We start from the raw sequence: 26,358 nt of genomic DNA on the forward strand, positions 1-26,358 counted from the left end.
AATTTGATCTAAATAAAAAAGGCGCTTAGAGCGCCTTTTTTATTATTTTAAGAAATCGTAGGTTGGTCTTAGTGAGTGCCTACGCTGTTTCGTCCTTTGGCCTTGGTGAGGTCGTATAAGCTGTACTTACGTATAAGTTTTTGACCACCGTCACGTGTTAAGGGCACCCAGCTAAAGGCGGCATATTTGGTGCTGGAACGAGTGAGCATCATGTCGAAAGGAATTTTAATGTAAAAGCCTTTGTTAAAGCTGCCTTCCCCGTAGTCTTTCGCACTTACATCGGTTTTGGTGAAAAATATACCAGCGATAGTACCGTTGTCGAACTCTCTTGATAAATCAACCGTGAAGCCGCGATCTCCAGAGAGATATTGACCCGCAGATAGCTCGGTATGGATGTTGTACCACGGGGTTTGCCAATAGAGTGCAGCATGGCCTGTGGTCACTTCGTAATCTCTAAAGCCGAAACCACGATTAAAATCACGCTGTTTGACTCGGTTCATATCTACCCCAAAGGCGAACGGGCTGTTATAGGGCCGGTACAGCCACTCACCGCCAATTCCGCCGTACATAAACTCAAGGTAACCCCCATAATATTGGGCATAAAGGCTTTTACCATAACTATCGAACCAAGTGAGTTGTAAGTTTGATAAGCCTACATCACTATCGGTGAGGTATTCGCGAATATAGGTGCGAGAGCGGGGGATTGCACCGGTGGTTTGATCAACTTTGTAATTAAACTTGTCGTAGTTATCCGCAATTGTCCATGAGGTGACCCCATCAGCCTTGAGCTTATCAGTGAGTTGGTACTCACCGGCCAAATGTAGCGATAATGCATAAAAGTAGAACGTTTCTGGGCTACCGAGGCTTTGGGTTAAACCGGGGTATAAGGATACGTTCCAAGGTTTGCGTTTGACCTCGGTGATTGATTGTTTGTCATTTGATTGATGGTCACCATAATGCGCCTGTGTTTCCGCATATTTTAATGTTTGCTGAGGCTCAAGTTGATGGTTGGCCACTTGTAAAAATTGATCTCGCTGAATGGTAGTTTGATAAAGCGGTAAATTTTGTGCGTTTTCTATAATATCAAACTCGGTGACGGACTCGGGCAGTCGATTACTGAGTATCCGGGCGATCCGTTGATCCGCTTCGCTACGATCTCGGTATTTTATTTGCTCTCCGGTAATACTCGCTTGCTTTTCGCTGATGACTACTTGTTTTGCTAATAGGCCCGCATTATCTGCAAGCGCTTCCACTAGTTCATCATAATCGGTGGTTGCGTTACTCGTTACCATTTGGGCCTTAATTGGCTCTGGTGGTGCATCAAGTTTGATTTGATTGGGAACGGTTTGATAATTGGTGCGTAGGGTAAAACCTGCCATTACAGTATTGCCTCGCTCGTAACCGAGGCTAAATTGCACATAGTCTCCCCAAGAATATACCGCGCCAACATTAATCGGTAAACTTTGGCTAAATTGATTATTTAAGCCTTCGTTTTGATAGTCATTCGAGTCATATTCAAGTTTAAGACTTAAACCCTGAATGGGCGTTTGATACTCCAAGCCGGCAAATAAACCGACTTGCTCACCACGGAAAAAATTACCAAAACCGACTTTGCCGCCTCGGTCATCATCACTAGCGGTCCAGGCTGGTCGATTACAAGCCCCTTCTTTAAGCTTACAGAAGGGATTGCTGATGCTGCTGCCATGGGCTAAGTAGCCCCAGCCCATGCCGAGAGTAAAATCAAGTTTGCCCCAGCGTTTACTCGCTGCGAGATATTCACTAGAGAATAAGCCTGTTCCACCAATATCTCGGAATCCAACGGCGACTTCAGGTAAATAATAGGATTCTTGCCAAAGCCTAAACTTGGCATCGAAGCCTTTATCTTTATAACTTTGATCGCCACTATAACCGGGGTAAGGGCTATATAAACGGTTTTCTACCGAGGTGTAGCGAATCACCCCTTCGAACCAGGGCACGGGGGTGACAGCAACTGCCCCCCGAATGTAAGGGTCAACGTAGTTGATATTAAACGCAAACTCACCCTCTGGGCTCATTCTTGCCGACGGCATTTGCATCAGGCCTGCGCCACCATAGTCTGATTGGCTGGGGGCTGCCAAGCTAATATTGCTACAGAGCGCACAACTGATGGCGATGCTGACCAAGGAGATAGTATTGTTGCTTGCTATTGCGTTTATTTTGGGACGGTTGAATTTATTCACCTTGAGCGCTTCCTATGTATTGGTTCTGTAAAAGCTCAAGGTAGAGCTGGTTGATTTGTTGGTATTGCGTTGAAAACAGCTGAGACTTCGCAGGCACATAAATGATGCTACCTGGCGCAATTGGCTGGCTTTGCTGTTTGTTCCAATAAGCGATTGGCAGTTGTTGAATACTGCTATCGGGTTTAATCAGCCAAACATAGCTATTGTCCGCAAGATCGAAGGGCTGATAAGCTCTTAGGTACTTGGTGATATCTTGTTTGGGCTGGTGTGCCAGTTGTTGTGTCGGAATAAATCCAGTCATGTGGACAGTGCTTGGCCGAGTTGGAATGACCAATTGGTCATGCGCCTTAAGCAAGTAGTTTTGCTCTGGTGCCGCAAACACGCGATCGGGGTGCACAGGTACCGTATAACGATTAGTGGGAATTATTGCAGAAACTTGTTGTTTGACTAGGCGCCATTGCTCGGCATATTTATCCTGCTCCATTTGTTGCTCAATTAATGCCAACAATTGCGTTTTTTTATCTTGGTAAATGGCTTGGTTGGTCGGACGTAGCCAAGCCATGGCATACCAATAATCATTGTCGCTGAGTTCAACTTGCATCATCACTTGGCTTAAACGTGAGTCAACGGGCAGAGTATAGTCTTGAGTTGCTTGGCCTTGTTGAACGCTAACCACCATCGATGTGGCTGTTTGCTCATTTGCTGGCGCTTGACTTAAAGTTTCGGCGTCGCTTGTTACTATATGAAGGCTGGCAAGGGCTAGGCCTACATAAAGCAATTGGCTGGCGGCTTGAAAGGCTTTGTTATAAACCCGACGGCTCAGCGGTAAGTCCTTTGGTTGAGATGAAATAGCCAGATTTGGAGAGCTGCTCTCCTGTCGTTGGTTACGCAATAAGCGCATAAAATTCTTCCTTGTTAGCTCTGCAATGACGAATTAAATATCATCGTAATAAGGCATTAGCGTTTCTAAAAATATGATTGGTTGGTCGGGGCCAAGCTGTTGTTCGCTGCGCCAAACCACTTGTTTGTGATTGCTTTGTTCGACCCAGTACTGATTCGTGGTGTGAAAGTTGAGGCTGGGTACCGCTAATTGTTCGCTAACCCTTTGCACTTGTCGCTCGCTACCCGCGATCATTTGTGTGCTGGTTTCATGTAATGTGAAGGTGGAATGACTTGATACGTTGAATAAACCTTCAGAAATAAAATCTCGGGTGGCTGAGAACGTGGCTTGTTTGCTTGCCGAGATTAATCCTAAAGTGAATGGATTTTGCCCTTGGTAGCGTACCCCGCTATTTGCAAAAGGGAGGCCGTCACTGCGAATGATTTGTCCGTTGCGGGTAACCAGAGTTATCCCATCGGTGGCAGCCCAAATTCTTTGGTCTTGATTGGCTTTGGCAAGGGCGATATAGGTTCGAGGATGCTCGCCGTATTTAATATAGAGGGCAGCGAAGCCCAAATCGAGACGTTGTTGTTCAGTGAGTTGCGCTTCGGGGAGGCCGTTGATGGCGATATCGACTAGTTCTTGACCACTTTTATAGTCTTGAGTACACCCTAACATGGTGCTTGAAAACAGGGCTGAAATTAATAATTTGCTTAAACGCATTTCCATTGCCTAAGGCTGTAAATATGAGCTTAGCTTAGCATTAGATGACAGCCGCTAAAAGAGTATGCTGCTGATTATCTTGACTCTTTAGTTATTTTGTTGATTGTTTACGCAATGCTTGTTGGTCTTGGGGGCAGATTTGAGTTGTAAGGGGGGCGCGGGACTATTGATCGCCAAGCTGCTAAACTTTGTCGATAGTTTATCGTAATAACTGAACTTGGGATAAGCCTTAGCGCCAATACGGCTTTTAAACTTTTGTTTGCCTTAAATTGGTTTGCAATCTCGGTATAGTGAGCCAATTTATCTTGCTGAGAACTTTAAGTTTGGTATTCGCTCACAGCTGTCAACAACGTGATTACTATCGCTTTGTTGACGCTCATTATTCTAAGTGGTAGATAGGAAAATAGATGGCAAGTACCGCAGCTGCTTTACATATTTTGGTAAAGCACAAACAACAAGCAGAAGACATTATTCAGCAACTTAAAAAAGGGGCTAAGTTTCAAAGCTTGGCCAGGAAATATTCTTCTTGTCCTTCAGGGAAAAAGGGCGGTGATTTAGGTGAGTTTCGTCGCGGCCAAATGGTGCCGCAGTTTGATAAGGTGTGTTTTAGTGGCGAGCTATTGGTGCCTCATTTGGTGAAAACCAAGTTTGGCTGGCACGTGGTTAAAGTGCTTTATCGAACCTAATTCGTTTATTTGGGCGCATGGTTTAAGATGAAGGGAGCGAACCATGGCGGTTTTTATCTAGGTTGGTCGAGCTAGCCTGAGGTTTCTCTGATATGCAGACTTTAACATTGATCCGCGGCTTACCCGGTAGCGGAAAATCAAGCCTTGCTGCTAGCTTAGCTGCGGTGCATCTCGAAGCCGATATGTACTTTGTCGATGCGCTGGGAAACTATCATTATCGGGGCGAAGAAATTGCACAGGCCCACCAGTGGTGTCAGCAGCAAACCGCGGCTTATTTAGCTTTAGGTAAGGATGTGGTAGTGGCTAATACCTTTGTTCGGCAATGGGAAATGGCGCCTTATCGCGCGTTGGCTAAACAATACGGTGCAACGCTCAAGATTATTTGCTGCACCGCAAATTATTCGAATATTCATGGCGTGAGTCTAGATACCATTGAAAAAATGCGTCAGCAATGGGAAGCCTAGTTTATCTCATTCTTCACAAATGAATCGACTGATAAAAAAGACGCCATTCGCGTCTTTTTTATCGCTTGTATATTTATGCGGGAGCCCGCTCTGCATACATGGCATTAATTTGTTCGGCAAAGCGATTCTCGATCACGGCACGGCGTAGTTTTAGGGTAGGGGTTAATTCACCTTGCTTCATACAGAATTCTCGAGGTAACAGGGTAAATTGTTTCACTTGCTCAAAGCGAGCGAGGTTGGTTTGTACCTGCTTGAGTTTGCTAGATATGAGGGCTTTGATTTCAGCATGTTCTAATAACTCGCTACGATGTTGCCATTTTATCCCGAGCTGTTTGGCGTGTAACTCCAAGGCTTCAAACGCGGGGACGATTAGCGCCGAGACAAAATGTCGTGCATCGGCAATAATTGCCACTTGTTCAAATAAGGGTTCACGGATCAGTGCGCCTTCTACCCGTTGCGGTGCTATATACTTACCACCCGAGGTTTTCATTAATTCTTTGATTCGCTCGGTCAATACCAGATTACCTTGTGCATCGATGGTTCCCGCATCGCCAGTATGCAACCAACCTCCAACAATCGTTTCGGCGGTGGCTTCTGGTTTATTAAAGTAGCCGCGCATGACGGTAGGGCCTTTGAGTAAAATTTCTCCTTGCTGGGAAATTTTAACTTGTAAGCCTTCGAGTGCTTGGCCAATCGAGCCCAGCTTTTGATGTCCTTCAGTGTAACAGGCGATGGTTGCGGTGGATTCGGTCATACCATATCCATAAATAATGGGAACTTCTATGCTTTGAAAGAACCGATTGATGTCATCGGCCAAACGCGCACCCGAGCAGGGGAGGATCCGCGCGGGTCCAAAGAAGCCGCGAATTTTGCTTAATACTAATTGGTTGGCGATTTGGTAGCGAAGCCTTAACCAAGGCGACTGCTTAGTTTGGTTTTGCTTGGCCTGCAGGCAGCTTTGGGCCACCGACATTGCCCAATAGAACAGGGTTTGGCGTGGTTTGGATGCCGTCGCGACTTTTTGCAAAATAGCTGCGTGAATTTTTTCGTATAAACGCGGTACGCTGCACATCAGTGTGGGTTGGGTTCTTGGTAAGGCTTGTTGTACCTGTGAAGGGTCTTCCAAATAGACGTTGGTTGCACCTTGAGATAGAACGTAATAGGTCCAGGCGCGTTCAAAAACATGACTAAGCGGTAAAAAACTTAATGAGGTATCGTCGCTTGTGACTTTGATCCGTTGTTGATGCATGGCAAAGGCTGCGGAAAAATTCGCATGATCGAGCATCACGCCTTTGGGATCGCCTGTTGTGCCAGAGGTGTAGATCAGCGTTGCCAAATCATCTGTTTGAAGGTTTTTTTGGCGAGCGTTAAACTGTTGTTGATCGGCGCTGTTGGCTAGGCTTAGTAGCTGTTGCCAGCTAAGAATGTTGGACTGTTCCGTATATTCGCTGTCTTCAAAACAAATTACGGTTTCGATGTGTCCAGCTGCAAGTAACTCCACACCAGATTCAACTTGTTCGGCTTGCCCTACAAACAAGATCTTACAATTGGCATCAGCTAAGATGTATTGGCTTTGTTCTAGGGTATTGGTGGGGTAGATGGGCACCACGCAGCCACCAGCCGCCAAAATACCGACATCCGCAATGGTCCATTCGGGCATGTTGGGCGACATAATCGCCACCCGTTCACCCTGCTGGTGACCTAAGTGAATTAAACCTTTGGCAATTTGAGTCCATTGCTGAGAAAAATCTTTCCATGAAAAACATTGCCAAGCTTGGTCCCGCCAGATCTTGAGCGCGACTTGTTGCGCTTGTAATTGCGCTTGCTGGCTGAGCAAGGTAACGATGTGTTGCATGTGTTCTTACCTGTAAATCGATGAAGGCAAACTGCCCAAATGTGGCTGCATTTTAGTGAGATTTAGTTCGGCGAACAAGTGTAAGCTAAAGTTATTTTGGAATAATGTTTCATTTAGTGAGCTACCCGCATCAAAGCTTGGCGATTTGCACAGAATCTGGGAGCTTGCGCGATGCTGTTTTCCCTGTTTATTCTCTATTTACCGCTTACATTGCCAAATTATCCGGTTAGATATTTTGGCAACAGAACTCGATACCCAGCGTTATGGCTGGTTAACAAAGTTCACCATTGTTCTGAGTTCATGCCTTGTGATCACTCGAGGGTGCTTGCGTAGCAATTTTCTGAATAGAATTACCAGTTAAGGTAAACGTTAACACTAAGGTTGTTGGTTTTTTAATTTTAAATTTAATGAGGCGGGTGCTGAAGATGAAGGATCTACTTAGCCTTTAAGCCTTACTTTATTGGCGGATTTAACCATTTATACGGCCTGTATACCAGATTTTGTAGCAAAAATGTTTCGTTAACTTTAATTATCAACTTTAATATTTACCAAAGGATGACCGAGATCTCAACTCTTGAAGGAATGGAGTGGAAACGTTTACCCTTTCGTGTTTCAATAAAGCCATTGGTAAGTTGAGCGGTGTATTCAATTTGAATCGAAGCACTTTCAGCTGCAGCGCATTGTAAATGGAGAATGTGATGAAAAAGATCTTGGTGACTGGCGGTATGGGCTACATTGGTAGCCATACTTGTGTGCAGATGATTGAAGCTGGCTTTACGCCGCTTATCTTGGACAACCTATCAAATAGTAAACTTGAAGTGCTTGAGCGGATCGCCCAACTCAGTGGCCATAAACCAGATTTTTATCAAGGTGATGTACGTGACCGTCGTTTATTAGACCAGATTTTCAGTGAACACCAGATTGAATCAGTGATCCACTTTGCTGGTTTAAAGGCGGTGGGGGAGTCGGTACTGAAGCCTTTTGAATACTATGATAACAATGTTTATGGTTCGTTAGTTTTAGTGGATGTGATGCGCCAGTCAGGTGTAAAAAGCCTGATTTTTAGCTCTTCTGCGACAGTTTATGGCGAACCGGAAAATATGCCTATTGATGAAAGTTTTACGACCGGCGCGGTAACAAATCCCTATGGTCGAAGTAAATACATGGTGGAAGAATGCTTGCGAGATATTCAGCAAGCCGCGCCTGATTTGAGTATTGCCTTGCTACGTTACTTTAATCCAGTTGGTGCTCATCCGAGTGGTTTAATCGGGGAAGACCCTCAGGGGATCCCTAATAATTTAATGCCATTTATTGCTCAAGTGGCGGTAGGACGCCGGGAAAGTTTGTCTATTTTTGGCGATGATTACCTCACCGCCGATGGTACTGGGGTGCGTGATTATATTCATGTCATGGATTTAGCCGATGGACATATCGCAAGCTTAAAGGCGGTGGCTCAAACGGCCGGCTTGCATATCTTCAATTTGGGCACAGGAAAGGGAAGTTCGGTCTTGGAAATGGTGAAAGCCTTTGAGGAAGCCTGTGGACATCCAATTCCCTATCAAATTTGCCCTCGTCGCGGCGGTGATATTAGTGAATGTTGGGCCGCGACCGATAAGGCGGCACAGTTGTTGGGCTGGAAAGCTAGTCGAAGTATTGAGCAGATGAGTGCTGACACATGGCACTGGCAATCGAAGAATCCTAATGGTTATGAGCAATAAACATTTATTTAGAGTGCGTCTAGATCGACGCCTTTAACGGAGTAGAGAACAATTATGTTAGATCAGGTATTTGACCCAACTGAACATCCGCATCGTCGGTATAACCCCTTAAGTGGCCAGTGGATTTTAGTTTCACCGCATCGGGCTAAGCGCCCATGGAGCGGTCAAGATGAAACGCCCTCAAAGGAAGCACTGGCCAGTTATGATGCGGGTTGCTTCTTGTGCCCTACTAATACGCGTATCTCTGGGGACAAAAATCCAGACTACCAAGGCACTTATGTTTTTAGTAACGATTTCGCTGCTTTGATGACCGATTCTCCTGATGTTCCAAAATCAGACAACCCTTTGTTTGTGAGTCAACAAGCGCGGGGTTTAAGTCGAGTGATTTGTTTCTCGCCAGATCACAGTAAAACTTTACCCGAGTTGCCAGTGAGCGCGATCCGCGGCGTCATCGATACTTGGAATGAACAGATTGAAGCGCTGGGTAAGGACTATTTATGGGTACAAGCCTTCGAAAATAAAGGCGAAACCATGGGCTGTTCGCAACCGCATCCACATGGACAAATTTGGGCAAACAGTTTTTTACCCAATGAGATAGAGCGCAAAGATCAACATTTGCGAGCTTACTATCAACAATATGGACGCAATTTACTCTTGGATTACGTGACACAGGAGCAAGTGAAAGGGATCCGTACCGTGGTTGAAACAGAACATTGGTTAGCGGTGGTGCCTTATTGGGCAGCTTGGCCATTTGAAACCATGTTGCTGCCCAAAACTCATATTCGCCGGATGAGTGAATTGTCGAACGAACAGCGTGATGATTTGGCTCTTGCCATTAAAAAATTGACCAGCCGTTATGATAATTTGTTTCAGTGTTCCTTTCCTTATTCGATGGGCTGGCACTACGCGCCTTTCTTTAAAGACGGGGATACCTCAACAGAACATTGGCAGTTGCATGCTTTGTTCTATCCACCTTTGCTGCGTTCTGCCAGTGTTCGCAAGTTTATGGTGGGTTATGAAATGTTGGCGGAAAGCCAACGAGATTTGACTGCGGAACAAGCCGCCGCTCGTTTACGAGATCTAAGTGACGTGCATTATAAACAACAAGATCAACCACAAGGGGTTAACCATGACTAATCGCACTCAACGATTGATTGACAAAGTCTCCGCGGCTTTTATGGAAATGACCGGGGCCTCTGCGAGTTACTTTATTCAGGCGCCAGGGCGAGTGAATCTAATTGGTGAGCATACCGATTATAACGATGGTTTTGTATTGCCCTGTGCCATTGATTATCAAGCCGTCGTCGTGGCAGCACCGCGGAGTGATAGCATGGTACGAGTGATATCGGTAGATTATAATAATCAAATTAATGAGTTTGATATTACTCAGCCCTTGCTGTTTGACCAAAACTGTATGTGGGTGAACTATGTTAGAGGCGTGATTAGCTGTCTATTAAATAAAGGCTATCAATTGGGTGGTGCCGATATTGCCGTGAGTGGCAATGTCCCACAAGGCGCGGGTTTAAGTTCATCGGCTGCTTTAGAAGTGGTGATTGGACAAACCTTTAAGACTCTATTTGATTTAGCTATTACTCAGCAAGAAATCGCTTTAATTGGTCAGGCCGCGGAGAATAACTTCGTCGGTTGTAATTGCGGCATTATGGATCAGCTGATTTCGGCAGAGGGACAGGCCAATCATGCATTATTAATTGATTGCCGCTCTTTAGAGACTACCGCAGTCGCCATGCCCGAAGAAATGGCGGTGGTGATTATTAACTCCAATAAAAAACGCGGTCTGGTTGACAGTGAATACAATACTCGCCGCGAGCAGTGTGAAGCAGCGGCACGCGGTTTGGGGGTAAGCGCTTTACGGGATGTGAGCGAAACCTTATTTAACGAGAAAGCAGCGACGCTTGAGCCGATAGTAGCCAAACGAGCTAGACACGTCATTACTGAAAATGCCCGTACTTTGGCCGCAGCCGAGGCCCTAAAAGCCAATGATATGGCTAAGCTGAGTGTGTTAATGGAGCAATCACATGCCTCGATGCGTGATGATTTTGAAATTACCGTGCCTGAGGTGGACGCGCTGGTGGATATTGTGAAGCAACAAATTGGCGCGCAAGGCGGAGTAAGGATGACTGGTGGTGGCTTTGGTGGTTGTGTTGTTGCTCTTATGCCACCGTCTTTGGTCGATGGTGTATGCCAAGCGGTCGAGCAATATTATCAGGCTCAAACTGGTTTAAAAGAAACTATTTACGTGTGTAAAGCGATGACGGGCGCGGGAACTATCGTGTCATAGCTGTTCATTCGTTGACTGCTCTATTTGGGCGCAGGGTTAGCGATGAGCCGTTGTTATCATTTACTTGGTGTTTTTCAACATAAACCTCGACGTCGTTCGAGGTTTTTGATTTTCTAAGTTGTTATACATCTACGAGTCTCGGCAAAATTTTAGTTTGCGCCGAAGATCTTGAGGAAAGTAAAACGAAATGGCGTCCCCTGCGAGATTCGAACTCACGTCTAAGACTTAGGAGGTCCTTGTTCTATCCAACTGAACTAAGGGGACGGGATGGTTCTGCAAACCCTATATTACAGTACTTGGTGTTGCGGCGTTCATTATACCCAGCTTTAAACGTATGAAAAGCTTCGGCTAACTGTTTGATTACTTCGTCGCCAAGTTAAAAGCTAGGGATTTTACGTTTCCCAGAGCATTAGCATAAGATGAACTACAAGTATGTCACTTGGTTTTATAAGCCAAGTACGCTCAAGCTTTCTTTCAAGGAAAAAGGACCGGGATCTTTGGCTCCTTCGGAGCGGGTCGAATATTTAGTTAAGTCATTTTTTCATCGTTCGTGGCTTAGCCTCTGTTCAATGGATCCTAAGCGATTGGTATGGCAATCATCAAAGACAAACAGAGCTAACTTTTATTGTTTACTCACCAAATCGCCAAGTTGGATGTTAGCAGTCATGGTTGGATCGACGGCGACCACAATGGCACTTTGTTGGTAAATCTGCTCAATGCGTACCATGCTATCGGCAATATGTTGTTCTTGTCTGGGAATGTCCCATTGTCCCCAATGATAATTTTGATGGATCAGACTTAATAACATCCCCGGATTTAGTTGATTGGCATGACCTAGGTTAATTTGCCAGCGGTCCGGTCCTAGAACCTTCACGATACTCCCCTGTAAAGGCTGGCAGGCGAGTAAGGCATCCACCTCCGAAATCACCGTTTGCAGGGTATCATTCACCGTTTGCCCATAAGCTGAGCGCCAAAATTTAGCCGAGTGAGGTGAGACAATTTCACGCGCGTCAAATTCCCAAGGGGCATTCACCGAAAAACGTTTGTTGTAAATCTCTTCTAAGTCGATGGCGTTATAGACTCGCACATTAATAATGAAATAGCGTTGGGGGTAACTAAAGTTAAAGTGTTTGGGAGCGTAGTCTTGATCTAGTGAAATATTTTCCAGCTCGATCCCTAAAAGGTATTGGGCACCATAACGATGAGCAATATCTTTAATCGCAATAAAGTCATGCACTCCCGGTTGATGGTAATTTAATGGTAATTTGGGAGGGTGCTTAATATTAAACTGACTCCCTAACTGGCGGGCAATATCATAGGTCCGTTGCTCCACGGCGGGTGATATTTCGTGAATTTGTCCTACTCGTACTTGATTCTGTTGTTTTAAGTAAGGAGGGAGTAACAACAGGTTTTTACTAAAGCCACTGGCTTTACATTGGCCTGTAGCCGGGAAAACATCGGCCTGTAAAACCACAAAGTACTGCTGTCCCCGACGGCCTTCATCTAATACTTTTAAGTTATGCAACGAGCCTTTCGAGACAACTTCCAATTGATCAAGGGTGAGTCTGCCTTCGGTCACCTGACTAATACTGGTTACCGAGGCGCCAGAATACAGAAGTAGCTGTTTGACCGCTTCTTGGGTGGCATTGCTGCGTGCCTGCTCAACATCTTGGCTGATGATGGTCGCGTGACCTTTTGCCTCGTACCACACTGCTTGACTGGGAATGCTAACTAGCATCGCGATCATTAAAATTAATAGTTTCATAAGGCCCTCCTCGTCACTAACTAGCAATAACTGTACCTAACAAAAGCGTTATTTTTTTGACTGGAATGGTTATTGCTTAATAGTGTTTAGTCGGAGGAGATTACTATGCGTTATACGACTTTACTACTGGCGGTGCTTGCGTTACAAGGATGCAATACCAGCTTACACCATATTACTAATTATCCTTATGTTGAACCAAGGGAACAACAAGATGCAGTATTGTACGCACATGTCGATAATCTTTCTAAGCAGTTAACCGATGATTTAGAGTTGAGTGCTACAGATACGGTCGCGATTAGTTCAGTGGTTGATTTGGACAACTTGCAATCCAGTGATGGATTTGGGCGGCAAATTGCAGAGGCAATGTTTGCCGCTTTATCCCGAGAGGGGATCCATACGGTTGAGGCAAGACTCACCGGACGTTTACAGATGGACCCCGGCTACGGTGAATTTTCTTTATCGCGCGATGCAGAACTTTTACGCGAACAAATGCAAATAAGCTATGTGGTGGTTGGTAGTTTTCAACGAACAACCTCTGGCCGGCATGTGAATTTGCGGCTAGTTAATTTAGCCAGTCAACAGGTGGTGTCGGCCGCTTATCAATTTATTCCAAATAGCGCAGGAGCAAGCTCTCCTCGAGTCACAAGCATGAATGGGAGCTTACAACGCCATGAACAAACTGTACTTTAAAATATGGTCTTTTAGCTTAGCACTATTGTTATTGCTATCTTGTACTCCGACGACTCAGGTCAAGCAGGTTGAATGGACTTATCAGCCTCCTGGCGATTTTACGGTAGTGAATGCGGTTGGTTATGCGCCAATTAGTCAACAAAGGGGAGCCGATAAATCAACCAAGCAATTACGGGCGATGAAAGCCTCTAAGCTGGATGCTTACCGTGAATTATCCGAGCAAGTTTATGGACAACACATTGATAGTACCGCTACTGTGAGTGATTTGGTGTTAGGCAATGAACGTTTAGCGGCTTCGGTGGCTGGGGTAATTCGAGGTGCGAAGGTGATTAATGCCTATGCTGTTGATGATGTGTATGTGACCGAATTACAACTTGATTTTAGGGAGGTATATCGGGTTACTATGTCAATGGCTCCAACTCGGCACCTAGAGAGTCAAAAAACCATACAATTTTAGTAAAGAATTTCGCTTTCATGCCGATATCTTAAGCGTAATGGACGATTAAGGACGTGACATGAAAGGTATTATACTGGTTGCCATGACCACCTCGATGTTGTTGGGGTGCTCCAATAGCTCTTCGATGCAGAAAGTGATGGTGGTGGATCCTTCGAATAACGTAAGTCCGGTTAAAAATGCGCGTTATCTAGAGGGACTAGTGGACGAAGATGGCCAACTGTTTTTAAGCAGTGCACCGAGCCGCTTAGCAAATCCGCCAGAGACTATGAAGAGTGACCCTGATGCTAAAAAAACATTGACCGATTATGTCAATATGATGTCACAGCGTTTGGTTTCTAGCTCTCAATTTGTAAACGCAGACACACCAATCGGGGTTGCCTCATTTGTGCCTCTTGATAACCTACGTACCACCGACCTGTTTGGTATGCAAATTGCCGAAAGTTTTGTGTATGAGATGCAGCAAAGTGGCTTTTCTGTGATTGACTATAAAACCACTGGCTTTATTCGTATTACGCCTGAAGGTGATTTTGTTTACAGCCGAAATGTGAAAGAGTTAGCTAAACGTTTACCAATAGAATACCTGTTAGTGGGCACTTTTAGTAAGTCTAACGATGGGATCTTAGTGAACGCGAGAATTGTTGGTGCTCAATCTAAAGTGGTGGTTGCATCGGCGCAAGAATGGATCCCCAATGAAGTTTACCAAAGTAAAGTGCCAACTCCAGTGAAGCGCGATGGTGTGATGATCATCGAAGCGCGTAAACAAGCTGCGAGTAAACCGATGGCTCCAATGGGGGAGCGGGGGTAGCGTTTCTCGTCTATTACATTCATGGAAAACCGCACCTTGCAGTGCGGTTTTTTGTTTTTAAAGTCTGCCTATCTTTTTCGATTGATTTTTGTCTAATATAAAAAGTGTTTTAACTAAGCCTGAAATATGAAATTCAGTCAGTGAAGCTCTCTTCATAGAGCGAATGTTGCATTTTACTGGGTGATACTTTTTGCGGTGACTTTCGATATATTTGCTCTCTGTTCCGTTCGCCTGACAGCTTTTGGTTTAACAATCAATAATAAATAATCATGGTCATACTCCTATTTTTAACGGCATTAAAATCTAGTGCTTAAGTTGCTATCAATGGTGGCTTACCATTGATGGTTATCAAGGGGCATAACTATTAGTGGATAAAGGACTATATCGATGCAGTCGGAACGCTCGCAGTGCATCTGAAGTAGTGAAGCTGATTATATGACTAGGTCCTTTAGGGATACCTTTCACGCTATTACCTTGCCGTCAAAAGTAAGACCATGAACTTGATGATATCCCCTATTTTATTCAGCGAATGGAGATCTCACGGTGAAGAAATAATATATCGTAGAACAATTAGGCCTTATGGATTAGAGGGAATGGCAGATGATATTTGTTTGCCGTAAAACCTCTGGTAGTTTTTACTATTGGCGGAGTATATTTGTGGGATTTGAAGTCAATGAAGCTAAGCTAGCGGTTTAATTTAGGGGGGAGCTTTCTTATGGGAGTAAGGGGCCTAATTACATGGTCGTTCGAGTAATTACAGCTAGGCTTTAAAGCCTTTTCCCATACGCTGTGAGCTATGTTTTTTGCCTAATTTATCGTAAGTTGTGGCATTTTGGTTTTGTAGCTGGTCAATTACCGCGCTCAGTTGGCGAACTTTTTCGTTGCTTGCTTGAATAATTTCGCCATTAATAGTGTTTAACTCTTGGCACTGCTTGAGTAATTGTTGGATCCGCTCAACTTGCTCGGCTAACTCAGGAACGTCAATTAATTGTTGAGTTTGTTCCGACGACTCTAAATCATGATCAGCCTGAGTGATTGCAGTTAAAGCTTGTTCTTTTTGAGACGCGATTGCGTATAAGGCAATTGTATCATCACCAGCTAAGGCGTGCTTTTCTTGTTCCAAAAGAGAAAGCAGCAAATTAAGTTGCTGCTCTTGAGTATTCAGTAGGGCTACGATCATTGGCTAATTATCCAAAAGCTTTATTAAACTCACTTTCAAAGTCACCCATTTTTTGGGCTACCTTATTGGCATCAATTTGATAAGTACCATCGGTCACAGCTTGCTTGATTGATTCTAACTTAGAACTTCTGCTGTCAGAATCGTTGAGCAAATTCTGCTGAATACGGTTGAGTTGTTGTGCTTCGTTGGTAAGCATAACTGAATCCTGGGCTGCAGCAGAACTAGCAGTTGAACGTTGTTCAGTGCTTTCTTTCGTCCCTTTGTCGGTGACTCGGTTAGAGTCAAGCTGACTTGGACGGCTTCCACCTAAGTTATTAATGTTTAAAGCCATAATGGCGCCCCACAGTTAATCAATTTTCGTATTCAATATAGCTATCGGCTTTCAATGTCAAAACTTGAGAAAAAATTTAAAGTTTTATCTCAACTAAACCTAAGGCCTTTATCCGACCAGTGACTAGGCGTTGTGACTTATTGTTTCTCACTTTTATGGTATCACCGATACTACCACTAGACAAAGCCGTTCCCTGAGTGCTAACACTTAAACCGCCTGCACCGGCTGAAATTATCACAGCATCTCCTTTACATACTAAGCAAATATCGCGCCCATTTATTATTTGGTCTTTTCTTAAACTCCGTTTAAGCTTAGCACCTAATAGCGAGCTAAGTTCGGTAAAGTAGCTTCCGCGTAAGCGATTTTCCGGTAAATAAGATAGACTTAAGTGTTGTTTAGTTAATACGGCTCCTTCTTGAAGAGGACCGTTGGCAATCACAACCAATAATAATACTTGTTTTCTGACAGGGATGTATAATCGCCAATTGGTTTCGTCTGTGCAACTGACGAGAACACTAGTATTACGCCTTATCTCACCGTTTGCTAAGCTGTAGCTAAAGCCACTAGGGCAGTTAGGTATAGCGATGCGTTCATCCAATTGATTAGCGGTTAACTCAATTTTTTGATCGGGCTTGTGAGTGATGTGAGAGTCGACAAAATCGATAGCTGATTGTTCCAGCTGCTGGTGTAACTCGCTAGTGTGAGCTATAAGACTAAAGAAAATTAATAGTAACGCGGTGATAAATTTTTTTAGCATTTCTTATATGATACCGATTAAAGCAAAGTAACAATTGGCTTTTTTGTCTATGCTTAACAAGTTGGCACTAGGTTAAACGGCGTCAAAAAAACGGCTATTAAGTAAGATTAAGTATTAGTATACAGGGGTAAGCAAAGTTAATGCCCTTTTCTAGGTCTAAGGAGTGACAAACGTATGGCGGGTATTTTAGATTCGGTAAACCAACGGACTCAGTTGGTTGGGCAAAATCGCCTAGAATTGTTGTTGTTTAGGTTAAATGGTTCTCAGCGCTACGGTATTAATGTTTTTAAAGTGAAAGAGGTATTACAATGTCCTCCGCTAACTGCATTACCTAAGCTTAATCCTGTGATCCGCGGTGTGGCGCATATTCGAGGTCAAACCATCTCCGTTATCGACTTAAGTTCAGCGACTGGCGGCCGACCTATCGAAGATCTTTCTAAGTGTTTTATTATTATTTCTGAGTATAACCGTTCGGTCCAAGGCTTTTTAGTGGGCTCAGTTGAAAGAATTGTTAATATGAATTGGGAAGATATTCTGCCACCACCAAAAGGAGCTGGTAAATTTAACTATCTGACAGCGGTTACCGAAGTAGAAAAAGAATTGGTTTCTATTTTGGATGTAGAAAAAATCTTAGACGAAATTTCTCCTGTAAGCACTACCGTGAGTCAGACGATTGTCGATGAAGCAACCGAAAATGTTAAAAACGACAAAAAAGTATTGGTGGTTGATGATTCATCGGTTGCGCGTAATCAGGTTAAAAGAGCGGTGACGTCTTTGGGTGTTGAGACGATCCTTTGCCAAGATGGGCGTGAAGCTTATGAATTATTGGTGAACATGGCAAAAGATGGGCCGATTACTGATCAAATAGCTTTAGTTATTTCAGATATAGAAATGCCAGAGATGGATGGTTATACATTGACCGCAGAGGTGCGCTCTCATCCAGACTTGAAGAATTTACATATAATCTTACATACTTCGCTCAGTGGAGTATTCAATCAGGCGATGGTAAATAAAGTTGGTGCTAATGCCTTCGTTGCTAAATTTAATCCTGACGAGTTGGCTGCGGCTGTTCGTCAATCGTTATAGAAGAGTGTGGACGCATTTGTGAGAACAATCACTGACGATGTATATAAACAGTTCTGTGGCTTTTTAGAGAAGCAATGTGGAATTGTATTAGGCGATAACAAACAGTATTTAGTGAAAAGTCGTCTGTCTCCGCTAATGGCTCAGTACTCTATCGCAAGTTTAACCGAGTTGGTTCAAAAAGCGATGAGTTTACGCGAGCGAGATCTCCGTGCTTCGGTGGTCGATGCGATGACAACCAACGAAACCTTATGGTTTCGTGATACTTATCCTTTTCAGTTATTGGGTGATAAGCTTTTTCCTGAATTTCAAAAACTCACTCGGCCAGTTAAAATTTGGTCGGCGGCTAGTTCATCGGGACAAGAGCCTTATTCAATCATGATGACCGCTCTTGAATATCAAGCGAGAAAACCTGGTGCTTTATCGATGGGCGTTCAAGTGGTAGGGACCGATATTTCGCCGTCAATGTTGGAACATTGTAAGCGTGGAGAATACGATTCTTTAGCTTTAGCGCGTGGTTTATCGCCTGAACGTAAACGTCAATTTTTTGAAGCCACCAGTGATGGTCGTTTTCGAGTGAATGACAAAGTTAGAAAGAATGTCAATTTTCGCCCCCTAAATTTACTCGATAGTTATTCATTAATGGGTAAGTTTGACATTATTTTCTGTCGAAATGTGCTTATCTATTTTAACGCTGAAGTAAAATCTAAGATTTTGAATCAATTTGCTCAGGCTTTAAATCCTAATGGCTATTTGATGCTGGGCGCTTCCGAGTCAATTACTGGTTTAACCGATCGATTTAATATGTTGCGATGTAATCCCGGCATTGTATATCAACTGAAATAATTTCAACGATAGAGCGGCAGAATAGGCAACTCTTGCCGCTTTTTGCCGCTAAAGGTCCTTAAGTATTCAGTGCTTCGCCTTACTCAGGCTTTACTTTCCTATTTACTCTGTATTCCCAACGTCAAAAAAACACTGGCACAGCTTTTGCATTTTTCCATTTGTAATTGTGTGAAGAGGTGTGTATGGCAATAACTTTCGATAAAGCATTAGGTGTTCATCAGTATACGGTTGGGGTAAGAGCTCGGCGGTCTGAGGTTCTCGCGAGTAATATCGCTAATGCCGATACACCTAATTATAAAGCACAGGATATTGACTTTAATAAGGCTTTTGCAGCCGCTAAGGCTGGACAGCACAGTGGCATGCAGCTTACCAATGATCGTCATATGGGCGGTGGTAGCAGCCAATTTTCAGAATTGGGTTTTCGCATCCCCAACCAGCCCGACACGGGCGATGGTAACACCGTCGATATACAGCAGGAAAAAGCAGATTTTATGCAAAATGGTCTGGAATACCAAGCTGGTATCGGCTTTTTGTCTAGTAAATTTTCTGGTTTACGTAATGCGATTAAAGGAGGTCAATAATGAGTTTCTTCAACGTGTTTGATATCTCGGCTTCAGCGATGAAGGCCCAGTCGGTGAGATTGAATACTACCGCCAGTAATTTGGCGAATGCTGACAGCATCAGCTCTAGTATTGACCAAACCTATCGTGCTCGAAAGCCAGTGTTTGCTGCAGAGTTAGAACGTGCGGGTAACGCTCAAGGCGAGTCGGCAAAAGTTAAAGTTGCTGGTATTGTCGAGTCGGATGCCCCTTTGCGTAAAGAGTATTACCCAGAACATCCCATGGCGAATGAAGATGGTTATATCTTTAAACCAAATGTTAATGTGATTGAAGAAATGGCCGATATGATGAGTGCCTCGCGCTCCTATCAAGCGAATGTGCAGGTCACTGAAGCTGCGAAGCAAATGCTAAATAGCACTCTCAATCTGGGTAAAAGTTAAGGAGTAGGTCGTGTCTACTATTGATCCACTACAAGGTAACCGTTGGCAACCTGAGTCGATTGTTCCGGAAAGTAATAATAATCAGTCATTAGGGCAGGAAGACTTTTTCGCGCTATTGACCACCCAGTTGCAATATCAAGATCCGAGTAAGCCAGTTGATAACGCTGAAATGATCGCGCAAATGGCTTCCTTCCAGACTTCTGAAGGTATCGCCGAGCTGGGAACCAAATTTGACACGATGAACTCGATTATGAATTCGTCTGCAGCTTTGCAAGCCTCAACGCTAGTGGGGCAAAAAGTATTGGTACCCTTGGACTATGCCCACAATACGGGCAGTGGTTTTGAAGGGGTAGCGGTGACAGGCGCTGCAACGACCAATGTTAAAGTGACGATTGAAAATGAAGCTGGAGAAGTCGTTACAGTTATCGATTTAGGTGAGGGGAGTGGCAATATGAACTTCTCTTGGGACGGTACTGATTCCAACGGGAATCAAATGCCAGATGGAAAATATAACGTCAAAGTAAATGGCGTTCAGGGCGGTAAAGAGATCAGTTTACCCACCGCAACTTTCGCGAATGTAAGTAGTGTAAGTTTGGCTGGTGGTACATCTGGCGTAGTCGTCAATTTAGAAGGTTTGGGTGGTATCGCGATGAGCGATGTCCTTGAAGTTGCCAAAGCCTAGTAAAGTATATAAACGATAGGAGATTGAGAGATGTCATTTAATATCGCGTTGAGCGGCATCAATGCCTCGCAAAAGGATCTTGACGTAACCGCGAATAACATTGCGAACGTCAATACCGTTGGTTTTAAAGAGTCGCGGGCAGAGTTTGCCGATGTGTATGCAACATCGATTTTCTCAAATGCTCGTACTGCAGTGGGTAACGGAACCAAAACGGTGGATGTTGCACAGCAGTTCCACCAGGGAAGTTTGAACTTTACCCAGAATGCTTTGGATTTAGCGATTAGTGGAGAAGGTTTTTTTGTTACGGCTGCTGATTTGACTACCCAGACTCGCGAATTTACGCGTGCTGGTGCCTTCAAATTAAATGCGGATAACTTTATTGTGAATTCGCAAGGCCAGTATTTACAGGGATATACGGTTAATAACAGTGGTACTCCTTCGGCAGTGAGTATGGCGGCGACAAACGCCATTCAGATCAGCGCTGAAGTTGGTACACCGACCCAAACCAGTGAAGTCAATATGAGCTTTAACTTGCCCTCTAGTGGCACGACTCATGATATTGGTGACTTCGATCCTTCTGATAGTAATACTTATACCTCAGCAACTTCGGTGACTGTGTATGATTCTCAGGGTGGTTCTCATGTTGCGGAAACCTTCTTTGTAAAAGATTCCTCTGTGGCAAATACTTGGCATAAGTTGATCTATGTTGATGGTGAACCGACCGACGTGAGTGGAGGCACTGCTCATGTGCCAAACGCGGGTAATACCAACGCGACGATTCCGGCTTCGGCTACTTTAACATTTGATAGTACGGGGGCCTTAGCATCAACAGTGCCTGCGGTTATTGAAACGGTCGCTTTAGGAACTGCGCCACCAAATGGCCCTGGTGGGGTTTGGGATGCGGCGACGGGTTCGGTAGATTCTACGCAAACGCTTATCTTTAATTTGAACGGACCGACTCAGTATAACGCAGCTTTCGAAGTGTCTAGTCTTTCGCAGGATGGATCGACAGTTGGTAAATTAACTGGGATTGATATTGGGCCTGACGGTTTAGTGGTTGCGTCTTATAGTAATGGTCAAACTTCGAATATTGCTAAAGTTTCAGTGGCTAAGTTTGCGAACAATCAGGGCTTATCACAAATCGGTGATACATCCTGGCAACAAACACAATTAAGTGGTGAAGCGATTGCAGGTGAAGGTAACTCTGGCACTTTTGGTAAAATTAACTCTGCTTCCTTAGAACAAGCCAACGTGAACCTCACTGAACAGTTAGTTAACTTAATTAGTGCGCAACGAAACTTCCAAGCGAACTCTCGAGCACTGGAAGTGAATTCAACTCTACAGCAAACTATTATTCAAATTCGATAATCATATCGGATGACATAATAATAAAAAGGCAGCCTTTGCTGCCTTTTTATTTACTTGATTTATATGGTTTTTTATTGGTTTTGTCATAAGTTTTTATTGTTTGGCACCATAATTGCTCTATTTCTCATGAGTCAGCTATTTGACGAAGGGAATAAGATGGACCAATTACTTTATATATCGATGACCGGCGCAAAACAAAATATGCAGTCGCTCGCGGTGCGAGGCAATAATCTAGCGAATGCAAACACGACTGGCTTTAAAGCCGATCTAGAAAACGCACGAGCGATGCAGGCATTTGGCCCTGGTTTACCGTCGCGAGTATTTGCCATGACTGAGACCCCTAGTCAAAATTTTGCCAACGGTATGTTAAAAACCACGGGTCGTGATTTAGATGTTGCGATTAAGGGAGAAGGTTGGATTTCGGTTCAAGATAAAGATGGTCAAGAAGCATTGTCTAGAAATGGCAACTTTACGATTTCGGCGGCAGGGGTTCTACAAACCATGCAAGGTCAGCCAGTGTTGGGTAATCAAAATGCACCGATTATTATCCCTTTACCTGTTGAAAAGCTTGAAATTAGTGAAGATGGCACCATCGAAATACGACCTGAAGGTGCGCCAGGTGATGCCCTGGAAGAAGTTAACCGAATCAAATTGAGTAAGCCTTTTGCTGGAGATTTAAGCAAAGGCGGTGATGGTTTATTTAGAAGTACCACAGGTGCTGTATACCAACCAGACGCTACGGTTGAACTGACTAAAGGTGCATTAGAAGGCAGTAATGTAAATCCAGTCCAAGAGATGACTCATATGATTAGCATGCAACGCCAATTCGAAATGCAAATAAAAATGATGAAAACTGCTGAAGAAAACGAAAAAGCGACTAACAGTTTGTTGCGCTTAAGCTAGCAATAAGGAGTGTACTATGCATCCCGCATTATGGATCAGTAAAACTGGCTTAGATGCCCAGCAAACCAATGTATCGGTTATTTCTAATAACCTCGCTAACGCTAGTACTATTGGTTATAAAAAAAGCCGAGCGGTGTTTGAAGATTTACTTTATCAAACTGTGAATCAGCCTGGCGGGCGTTCTTCACAAAACACCAAAATGCCTTCCGGTCTAATGATTGGCGCCGGCGCAAAGGTGATTGCCACCCAAAAGAATCACGATCAAGGTAATGTGCAAACCACGGACAATTCCTTTGACATGATGATCGACGGTCGTGGCTTTTTCGAAGTATTAATGCCTGATGGCACGACTGCTTACACTCGTAATGGTCAATTTAGTTTGAATGACGAAGGCACGATAGTGACTCCGGGATCTGGTTATCCGCTGCAACCCGAAATCCAAGTACCAGCCGATGCACAAAGTTTTACGGTGGGTGAAGATGGTGAAGTGAGTGTTCGCTTGCCCGGTCAAACCGATAGTCAGGTAATTGGCCAAATTACCCTGAGTGACTTTGTGAATCCTTCGGGCTTAGAGCCTCAAGGTCAGAACTTATATTTAGAAACTGGTGCCAGTGGTGCACCGCAAAATGGGATTGCTTCCGAAAATGGCCTTGGTTCTATTCGCCAAGGAGCCTTAGAAACATCCAATGTTAATGTTACCGAAGAGTTGGTGAATTTGATTGAAGCACAGCGTGTTTATGAGATGAACTCAAAGGTTATATCTACCGTCGATCAAATGTTAAGTTTTGCAACTCAACAATTGTAAACACAGATCAGAGAGAGGGATGACTGATGTATAGATTAGTCGTAGCGTTGATGAGTATAACGATGGTGGGATGTGCAAGCGTCAATCATGCCGTGGTTCCCGATGACCCGACTTATGCACCTGTTTATCCAGAAGAAGTTGCAATAGAAGCGCGCGTGACTGGTTCGTTATTCGCTGAAGCTGTTGCAAATAACCTATATGCAGACAAAAAAGCCCATCGCGTTGGTGATATTATTGTGGTTAACCTTGCAGAACGAACTCAAGCAAGTAAGTCGGCTAGTAATGATTTAGCCAAAGATAAAAATTTCAATCTCAATCCAATTACCGTACCGGGCGGGGTGGCAACCATTGGTGGCAACCCAATTGAGCTTGGCTTAACTCAAAATAGTGCCTTTACTGGGGAAGCTGATGCCGCTCAGAGCAACAGTTTAGCAGGTAATATTTCAGTGAATGTGGTCAAAGTATTGGCCAATGGCAACATGCTCATTAGTGGTGAGAAGTGGCTGATGCTTAATAATGGCAATGAATATATTCGCTTAACCGGGATTATTCGTTCCGATGATGTGTCACCAGACAATACCATTCCTTCATTACGTATTGCCAATGCGAGAATTCAATATGGTGGTACTGGTGATTTTGCCAATACGACCGAACAAGGTTGGTTGTCTAAGTTCTTTAATAGTCCTGTATGGCCGTTTTAAGCGTCGTTAGCTCGAGGAGTCGTCCCATGTTTAAACGCAGCATTATGATGTTCAGTATCGCTTTGTGTTTGTTGGCAAACACCGTGAGTGCTGCGCGAGTAAAAGATGTCGCCGATGTCGCAGGTGTGCGAGCCAACCAACTCACGGGCTATGGCTTGGTGGTTGGTTTACCTGGCACTGGTGAAAAGAATAGTGAATTTGCTAAGCAATCATTTGCGACGATGTTACGCAACTTTGGCATTGTATTGCCTGCGGGCACAAATTTAAAAATTAAAAATGTCGCGCCAGTTGCTGTATATGCAGAGCTTCCCGCTTTTGTGAAACCGGGGCAGACCATTGATATCACGGTATCTGCGATTGGTGAAGCGAAGAGCTTACGTGGCGGCGCATTGATTCAGACTTTTTTAAAGGGGGCCGATGGTGAAGTGTATGCCTTGGCTCAAGGCAGTCTTATTGTTGGTGGTTTTGGTGCTGAAGGTGCGGATGGTTCCAAGGTGATCTCTAATACTCCTACGGTTGGGCGTATTCCCAATGGTGCGATTGTTGAACGAGCAGTGCCTTCGCCATTTATGAGTGGTGATACCATCACTTTTAACCTAAAACGTTCTGATTTTACTAGCGCGAAACGTCTTGCCGATACCATTAATAGTTTGGTTGGGCCTAATACGGCGACACCGATGGATGCATCTTCGGTACAGGTTTTCGCGCCTCGAGATCCTGGGCAACGAGTCGCCTATTTATCAACCTTAGAAAATCTTACTTTTGAACCTGCATCAGAGTCAGCCAAAATTATTGTCAATTCACGTACTGGTACCATTGTAATTGGTAAAGATGTGCGCTTATTACCGGCTGCCATCACTCATGGCGGGCTGACGGTGAAAATATCTGAGACCCCGGTTATTTCGCAGCCAAATGCGTTGTCTGATGGCGAAACGGTAGAAACGACAGCGAGTACCATTGAGGTGACTCAAGAAGATTCTCGGATGTTTAACTTTGACACCGGTGCATCTTTAGATGATTTAGTTCGAGCGGTTAATCGGGTGGGGGTTGCGCCTGGTGATTTGGTCTCCATTCTGGAGGCGCTGAAGCAAGCTGGTGCCATTCAAGGCGAGTTATTGGTGATTTAATCATGGCAATGGACGCAGTCAAACAAAGTGCAAACTACAATGACTTGGCCAGTTTGGATGAGCTCAGAAGTGCAGCTCAGAAGGATCCGAACAAGGCCTTAAAACAGGTTGCAAACCAGTTTGAAGCATTGTTTATGCAGATGCTGTTAAAACAGATGCGTAAAAGTAATGCCGCGTTTGAAAGCGATTCACCACTGAATAATCGACATACCCAAACCTACCGAGACATGCATGATAGCCAAATGGCCTTGGAATTATCGTCTTCTGGCGCTCTAGGTTTAGCGGATCTTATCGTTGCGCAACTTAATCCCTCGGCCGCAAATATTACGCCTGCCTCGGTATTACGAGGGGGCCAGGAGATTGATTTAACGGCTCGCTCGCTTGAGCAGCCTTCAGCACTTGGCAAGGATATTGCTGTATCGACTCATGTAACGGCAGCAAGTAGTGAAACTTTAGAGAAAACTCACGCTAATCTGGATATAGACTCGAATCAAACGGGTTCGGAGTCATCGGAACGGCAAACATTTGCCACGCCGAAAGAATTTATTGAAACCCTATTGCCGCTTGCTAAAAAGCTGGCTGTGGATAAAGGGGTGGAGCCAATGGCGATTGTTGCACAGGCGGCTTTAGAATCTGGCTGGGGCAAAAAAGTGATCACCAATCATGATGGAACAAGTAGCTATAACCTATTTGGAATTAAAGCAGATAGGCGCTGGCAGGGAGATAAGGCAATGGTAAACACTTTGGAGTTTAGGGATGGGCAAGCTAGACAAGAGCGCGCTGCGTTTCGTGCTTATGATTCCTATGAAGCCAGTGTGAAAGATTATTTATCTTTTATCGATGGCCCTCGTTATCAGCAAGCCTTGGCGAATGGTATGGATGCTAAGCAGTATGCGCGTGAGTTACAAGCCGCTGGTTATGCGACCGACCCTCAATATGCGAGTAAAATTAGTCAAATTTTGGATGGTCAGCATTTTGATGATTATCGTAACACCTTGGTTGAAGGGGAGTAGA

At 44.3% G+C, this 26,358-nt stretch carries 27 protein-coding genes and 1 tRNA gene; 19 read left to right on the plus strand and 9 right to left on the minus strand.

Annotation, left to right across the window (positions count from 1 at the left end; all coding sequences use genetic code 11):
• Nucleotides 1–68 precede the first annotated feature (68 nt).
• The 3 genes from ACRRSY_RS08905 to ACRRSY_RS08915 are packed head-to-tail and all read right to left on the minus strand — an operon-like array spanning nucleotide 69 to nucleotide 3,822.
• Nucleotides 69–2,219: a YjbH domain-containing protein gene (locus ACRRSY_RS08905; RefSeq protein WP_432462985.1), complete on the minus strand. Its 2,151-nt coding sequence runs from the start codon at nucleotides 2,217–2,219 to the stop codon at nucleotides 69–71.
• Entirely contained in the window at nucleotides 2,212–3,120 is a 909-nt protein-coding gene (locus tag ACRRSY_RS08910) for a capsule biosynthesis GfcC family protein (protein WP_432462986.1), read from the minus strand. Before ACRRSY_RS08910 ends, ACRRSY_RS08905 begins: the two co-directional genes overlap by 8 nt.
• Before the next feature lie 33 nt (nucleotides 3,121–3,153).
• Nucleotides 3,154–3,822 (minus strand): YjbF family lipoprotein, encoded by a 669-nt coding sequence (locus tag ACRRSY_RS08915; RefSeq protein WP_432462987.1) that lies wholly within the window; start codon nucleotides 3,820–3,822, stop codon nucleotides 3,154–3,156.
• Between the two features lie 407 nt (nucleotides 3,823–4,229).
• Here ACRRSY_RS08915 and ppiC point away from each other — a divergent pair, with 407 nt between their 5' ends.
• Together ppiC and ACRRSY_RS08925 are read left to right on the plus strand one after the other, a co-directional pair.
• Nucleotides 4,230–4,508 (plus strand): peptidylprolyl isomerase PpiC, encoded by a 279-nt coding sequence (gene ppiC / locus ACRRSY_RS08920; RefSeq protein WP_432462988.1) that lies wholly within the window; start codon nucleotides 4,230–4,232, stop codon nucleotides 4,506–4,508.
• Nucleotides 4,509–4,600: 92 nt separating this feature from the next.
• Nucleotides 4,601–4,972: an AAA family ATPase gene (locus tag ACRRSY_RS08925; protein ID WP_432453549.1), complete on the plus strand. Its 372-nt coding sequence runs from the start codon at nucleotides 4,601–4,603 to the stop codon at nucleotides 4,970–4,972.
• 73 nt (nucleotides 4,973–5,045) lie between these two features.
• Here the strand turns inward: ACRRSY_RS08925 and ACRRSY_RS08930 are convergent, their stop codons facing one another.
• On the minus strand, nucleotides 5,046–6,827 hold the full coding sequence (locus ACRRSY_RS08930; protein WP_432462989.1) for an AMP-dependent synthetase/ligase: 1,782 nt from the start codon (nucleotides 6,825–6,827) through the stop codon (nucleotides 5,046–5,048).
• Between the two features lie 698 nt (nucleotides 6,828–7,525).
• Here ACRRSY_RS08930 and galE point away from each other — a divergent pair.
• Genes galE through galK form a run of 3 tightly spaced genes read left to right on the plus strand, consistent with a single transcriptional unit; the run spans nucleotide 7,526 to nucleotide 10,844 of the window.
• The gene (gene galE / locus ACRRSY_RS08935; protein ID WP_432462990.1) at nucleotides 7,526–8,545 is read left to right on the plus strand and encodes a UDP-glucose 4-epimerase GalE; all 1,020 of its coding nucleotides are present in this window, start codon (nucleotides 7,526–7,528) and stop codon (nucleotides 8,543–8,545) included.
• A 54-nt stretch (nucleotides 8,546–8,599) separates the two neighbouring features.
• Nucleotides 8,600–9,682, plus strand: a complete 1,083-nt coding sequence (locus tag ACRRSY_RS08940; protein ID WP_432462991.1) for a UDP-glucose--hexose-1-phosphate uridylyltransferase — start codon at nucleotides 8,600–8,602, stop codon at nucleotides 9,680–9,682.
• Nucleotides 9,675–10,844, plus strand: coding sequence for a galactokinase (galK, locus tag ACRRSY_RS08945; protein ID WP_432462992.1), 1,170 nt, complete (start codon nucleotides 9,675–9,677; stop codon nucleotides 10,842–10,844). The genes ACRRSY_RS08940 and galK overlap by 8 nt, the downstream gene beginning before the upstream one ends.
• Nucleotides 10,845–11,032: 188 nt before the next feature.
• On the opposite strand, the gene ACRRSY_RS08950 is transcribed toward galK, so the two are convergent.
• Both ACRRSY_RS08950 and ACRRSY_RS08955 read right to left on the minus strand, forming a co-directional pair.
• Nucleotides 11,033–11,108, minus strand: a tRNA-Arg gene (locus ACRRSY_RS08950).
• A gap of 358 nt (nucleotides 11,109–11,466) precedes the next feature.
• Nucleotides 11,467–12,609 carry a flagellar assembly protein T N-terminal domain-containing protein gene (locus tag ACRRSY_RS08955; protein ID WP_432453544.1) on the minus strand — a complete coding sequence of 381 codons (1,143 nt, stop codon included), beginning with the start codon at nucleotides 12,607–12,609 and terminating at the stop codon, nucleotides 11,467–11,469.
• A 105-nt stretch (nucleotides 12,610–12,714) separates the two neighbouring features.
• Between ACRRSY_RS08955 and ACRRSY_RS08960 the strand changes: the two genes are divergently transcribed.
• The 3 genes from ACRRSY_RS08960 to ACRRSY_RS08970 are packed head-to-tail and all read left to right on the plus strand — an operon-like array spanning nucleotide 12,715 to nucleotide 14,561.
• A complete protein-coding gene (locus ACRRSY_RS08960) occupies nucleotides 12,715–13,299 on the plus strand; it encodes a FlgO family outer membrane protein (RefSeq protein ID WP_432453543.1) in 585 nt (194 codons plus the stop codon).
• Nucleotides 13,280–13,756, plus strand: coding sequence for an LPP20 family lipoprotein (locus ACRRSY_RS08965; RefSeq protein ID WP_432453542.1), 477 nt, complete (start codon nucleotides 13,280–13,282; stop codon nucleotides 13,754–13,756). The genes ACRRSY_RS08960 and ACRRSY_RS08965 overlap by 20 nt, the downstream gene beginning before the upstream one ends.
• Nucleotides 13,757–13,814: 58 nt before the next feature.
• Nucleotides 13,815–14,561: a FlgO family outer membrane protein gene (locus ACRRSY_RS08970; RefSeq protein WP_432462993.1), complete on the plus strand. Its 747-nt coding sequence runs from the start codon at nucleotides 13,815–13,817 to the stop codon at nucleotides 14,559–14,561.
• 760 nt (nucleotides 14,562–15,321) lie between these two features.
• Here ACRRSY_RS08970 and flgN read toward each other — a convergent pair.
• The 3 genes from flgN to flgA form a co-directional block, all read right to left on the minus strand.
• Nucleotides 15,322–15,741: a flagellar export chaperone FlgN gene (flgN, locus tag ACRRSY_RS08975; RefSeq protein WP_432453540.1), complete on the minus strand. Its 420-nt coding sequence runs from the start codon at nucleotides 15,739–15,741 to the stop codon at nucleotides 15,322–15,324.
• Nucleotides 15,742–15,748: 7 nt separating this feature from the next.
• Nucleotides 15,749–16,072, minus strand: coding sequence for a flagellar biosynthesis anti-sigma factor FlgM (gene flgM / locus ACRRSY_RS08980; RefSeq protein WP_432453539.1), 324 nt, complete (start codon nucleotides 16,070–16,072; stop codon nucleotides 15,749–15,751).
• A 76-nt stretch (nucleotides 16,073–16,148) separates the two neighbouring features.
• A complete protein-coding gene (gene flgA, locus ACRRSY_RS08985; protein ID WP_432462994.1) occupies nucleotides 16,149–16,829 on the minus strand; it encodes a flagellar basal body P-ring formation chaperone FlgA in 681 nt (226 codons plus the stop codon).
• A 174-nt stretch (nucleotides 16,830–17,003) separates the two neighbouring features.
• Here flgA and ACRRSY_RS08990 point away from each other — a divergent pair, with 174 nt between their 5' ends.
• The 11 genes from ACRRSY_RS08990 to flgJ all read left to right on the plus strand — a co-directional run bounded on the left by ACRRSY_RS08990 (nucleotide 17,004) and on the right by flgJ (nucleotide 26,357).
• Complete coding sequence (locus ACRRSY_RS08990) at nucleotides 17,004–17,915, plus strand: chemotaxis protein CheV (RefSeq protein ID WP_432462995.1); 912 nt, start codon at nucleotides 17,004–17,006, stop codon at nucleotides 17,913–17,915.
• A gap of 18 nt (nucleotides 17,916–17,933) precedes the next feature.
• A complete protein-coding gene (locus tag ACRRSY_RS08995; RefSeq protein WP_432462996.1) occupies nucleotides 17,934–18,758 on the plus strand; it encodes a CheR family methyltransferase in 825 nt (274 codons plus the stop codon).
• 182 nt (nucleotides 18,759–18,940) lie between these two features.
• Complete coding sequence (gene flgB / locus ACRRSY_RS09000) at nucleotides 18,941–19,339, plus strand: flagellar basal body rod protein FlgB (RefSeq protein ID WP_432453535.1); 399 nt, start codon at nucleotides 18,941–18,943, stop codon at nucleotides 19,337–19,339.
• Entirely contained in the window at nucleotides 19,339–19,758 is a 420-nt protein-coding gene (flgC, locus tag ACRRSY_RS09005) for a flagellar basal body rod protein FlgC (protein WP_432453534.1), read from the plus strand. The genes flgB and flgC overlap by 1 nt, the downstream gene beginning before the upstream one ends.
• A gap of 10 nt (nucleotides 19,759–19,768) precedes the next feature.
• The gene (locus ACRRSY_RS09010; RefSeq protein ID WP_432453533.1) at nucleotides 19,769–20,440 is read left to right on the plus strand and encodes a flagellar hook assembly protein FlgD; all 672 of its coding nucleotides are present in this window, start codon (nucleotides 19,769–19,771) and stop codon (nucleotides 20,438–20,440) included.
• Between the two features lie 30 nt (nucleotides 20,441–20,470).
• On the plus strand, nucleotides 20,471–21,808 hold the full coding sequence (gene flgE / locus ACRRSY_RS09015; protein ID WP_432453532.1) for a flagellar hook protein FlgE: 1,338 nt from the start codon (nucleotides 20,471–20,473) through the stop codon (nucleotides 21,806–21,808).
• Between the two features lie 156 nt (nucleotides 21,809–21,964).
• The gene (gene flgF, locus ACRRSY_RS09020) at nucleotides 21,965–22,711 is read left to right on the plus strand and encodes a flagellar basal-body rod protein FlgF (RefSeq protein WP_432462997.1); all 747 of its coding nucleotides are present in this window, start codon (nucleotides 21,965–21,967) and stop codon (nucleotides 22,709–22,711) included.
• A gap of 16 nt (nucleotides 22,712–22,727) precedes the next feature.
• Entirely contained in the window at nucleotides 22,728–23,516 is a 789-nt protein-coding gene (gene flgG, locus ACRRSY_RS09025; protein WP_432453530.1) for a flagellar basal-body rod protein FlgG, read from the plus strand.
• Nucleotides 23,517–23,542: 26 nt separating this feature from the next.
• Nucleotides 23,543–24,217: a flagellar basal body L-ring protein FlgH gene (gene flgH / locus ACRRSY_RS09030; RefSeq protein ID WP_432453529.1), complete on the plus strand. Its 675-nt coding sequence runs from the start codon at nucleotides 23,543–23,545 to the stop codon at nucleotides 24,215–24,217.
• Between the two features lie 26 nt (nucleotides 24,218–24,243).
• Nucleotides 24,244–25,344: a flagellar basal body P-ring protein FlgI gene (locus ACRRSY_RS09035; protein ID WP_432462998.1), complete on the plus strand. Its 1,101-nt coding sequence runs from the start codon at nucleotides 24,244–24,246 to the stop codon at nucleotides 25,342–25,344.
• Between the two features lie 2 nt (nucleotides 25,345–25,346).
• On the plus strand, nucleotides 25,347–26,357 hold the full coding sequence (flgJ, locus tag ACRRSY_RS09040; RefSeq protein ID WP_432462999.1) for a flagellar assembly peptidoglycan hydrolase FlgJ: 1,011 nt from the start codon (nucleotides 25,347–25,349) through the stop codon (nucleotides 26,355–26,357).
• Nucleotide 26,358 lies beyond the last annotated feature (1 nt).

It is taken from the genome of Agarivorans sp. QJM3NY_33 (assembly GCF_050870865.2).
GTDB lineage: Bacteria > Pseudomonadota > Gammaproteobacteria > Enterobacterales > Celerinatantimonadaceae > Agarivorans.